At 59.3% G+C, this 2,276-nt stretch carries 2 protein-coding genes; both read right to left on the bottom strand.

The annotated features are described in order from the left end of the window. Positions 1–140: 140 nt before the first annotated feature. Positions 141–1,511 carry an OprD family outer membrane porin gene (locus tag ACP5E6_RS18460; protein WP_427956823.1) on the bottom strand — a complete coding sequence of 457 codons (1,371 nt, stop codon included), beginning with the start codon at positions 1,509–1,511 and terminating at the stop codon, positions 141–143. Between the two features lie 427 nt (positions 1,512–1,938). Next, positions 1,939–2,276 (bottom strand): hypothetical protein (locus tag ACP5E6_RS18455; protein WP_427956821.1); only part of this gene is annotated, 338 nt, incomplete at its 5' end.

The raw sequence follows: 2,276 nt of genomic DNA, 5'->3' as shown, positions 1-2,276 counted from the left end.
AAGAGTTTTTTGGTTCTTTTTTGCAAAAAAGAACGCCTTGCTTGCCCTGCCCTGCGTCTTTCATGGGTCGCTGAGTGTTCCTGAGCACGGTCGTCCGATTGGGTTGTTTGATCGGGGTGGACCGTGCTTTTGGCGGGGTATCAGAAATTATATTGCAGCATGACCCGGTTATAGACGAAGGAGTGGCCGCGATTGCCGGTGGCGCCGTTGTTGTAGATGTAGCTGGCGTTGCTGATTTCGATACGGTCGCGGATTGACAGGCCTTTGAACCGTCCGCCGGGTGCGTAGGTCAGGTCGGCGTCGACTTCGTTATTGTGGCCTTCGAGTTTGGTGTTGAAGCGGGTGAAGGCGAGGATGGCGGTGATCTGATGATTGAGCAGGTATTGGGTGAGGGCGATTTTGGCTGCATCGCCTGGTCCGAGTTCCACCAAGCCGCGCAATGTGGCCGTGGTGTAGAGTGGATCGGTGGCGTAGCCGACGGTGTAGGGCGAGACGATCGCGCCGTCGCCGACCGCGCCTTTGTGGTAGGGTAGATCGTTGTAGGAGACGGCGATGTTGCCATCGTTGAAGATGCCGGCGCCGATGACGTAATTCAGCCCGGCCTGGACTCCCCAGGCGGTGCCGTTGACGCCGTTGCCTTTGTAGCCATCGATGGCGCTGCCCTGCCGATTGGCGTTCAGCAGGCTGTTGCCATCCGTTTCGCGGAGAAACTGACCGGCGATGAACGGCTTCAGCCCGTTGCCGGCGTTCATGGTGTAGCTTGAATCGACATAGGCCAGGGCAGCGAAATTGTAGAATTGGTAGAACCACGCGTTTGCCTTGACGGCGCCGGCGGCGTAGGTGGCGCCGAGGGCCAGGGTACCCTGCGATTTCGAGGCGTTGGCGCCGAGTGCTGCACCGCCGCCGTAAGAGGAATCACCGTCGAAGGTCGCGGGGTAATAGAGATTGTCCTGGTAGTAATTATCCGAGGTTCGGCTTTTCCAGCGCAATTCACGCAAACCGGTTAGTGTCAGGCCCGGCAGCGGATCGAATGCGACCACGCCGGCCTGGTAGGTGGCGGGCAGGACGCGGGAATCCGATGGGCTGAGCCAGGGGGTATTGATTTCCTGATCGCCGATCCGGACCAGCAGCGCGGGTTTGTGGTATTCGACATAGGCCTGACCGAGTGCGGTGAGGGAATTGTGGGGTCCCATCAACGTCGCGTCGAGATGCGGGTAGCTGGGCGCGCCCTCGGTATTATTGGCGCTCAGGGATTGCGCGGTGAAGAAGCTGGTACCGACGTCGAACCCGTCGAGGAAGGGGGCGGATTGCAGGTTGACGATGCCTGCCAGGCTGTAGGCCGACTGGTTTGGCACGGCGGGCGCGCCGTACATCCGGTCGAAATAGAACGACCGAATTGTGCCGCTGATTTTGCCCTGATCGACCCAATCGGTCAAAGTCTGGGCTTGCGCCATGGTGACGCTGGCGCAGCCGACGGCCAGCGCCACGATCAATTGTCTCGAATAATTCATTCAACTCTCCAATCCTGCGAACGCGATGCCGACCACCGCATGATTGATTGTTCATAACGGCATCATGTTCAGGATTCATAGAGAAAATCCGTGACAGTTTTATTATTATGAATTGTGTGTTTACATGTGTTTACGGAAATTTTCAATTATTTACATTTGGCGGCGTCGTGGTGTTTCCTGTCTGCGGTTTTTTGGATTGATGATGGATTGATGTGACGATGGCGGATGCGATGAGATGCCGTGGTGGCGGTTCGATCATCGATCATTTGCGGGGCCGGGGCGCGTCAGGGGGGGTTTGTCGTCACTCTTGGGCGCGCGGTGTGATGGGTTGGGTTAGCGGTTGCGCGGGGTTTGATTTGATCCGGGCATGAAGGCGCCCGGCCGTCCGGCCCGGGCGGGCGGGACGGCCGGGCGGCGTGAGGTTCGGCTACTGACCGCCCGCGGGGGCCGGATAGGCGGAGGCGGGGGGCATGACGGACCACATTTCCTGCATGTCCATCATGGCTTTGGCCATTTCCATATTGGCTCTGGCCATGTGCGACATTGCGGCCATCGCCTCTTTTGGCCCGATCGCGAATTGGGTGCCGTAGGATTGATTGATCGAGGCGACGAGTTGCTCGGCCTGGGTGAGCTTGGCGTGCATCGCGGTCATCTGCGCGGGGGACATCCTGGTTGGTGCCATGGCGTTGGCGTGCGCGACGAGGGGGCCGAGCGTGGCGACGCCGAGGGCAAGGGCAAATATCGTGGTTTTCATGGGCGACTCCT

This window comes from Acidiphilium sp., from assembly GCF_049977125.1.
In the GTDB taxonomy this organism is placed as follows: domain Bacteria; phylum Pseudomonadota; class Alphaproteobacteria; order Acetobacterales; family Acetobacteraceae; genus Acidiphilium.
This window is presented reverse-complemented; position numbering and strand designations above follow the sequence as displayed.

Bases quoted from the DNA above. Each gene is read 5' to 3' on its own strand.
- ACP5E6_RS18460 (WP_427956823.1), bottom strand. From the start codon at position 1,511: ATGAATTATTCGAGACAATTGATCGTGGCGCTGGCCGTCGGCTGCGCC.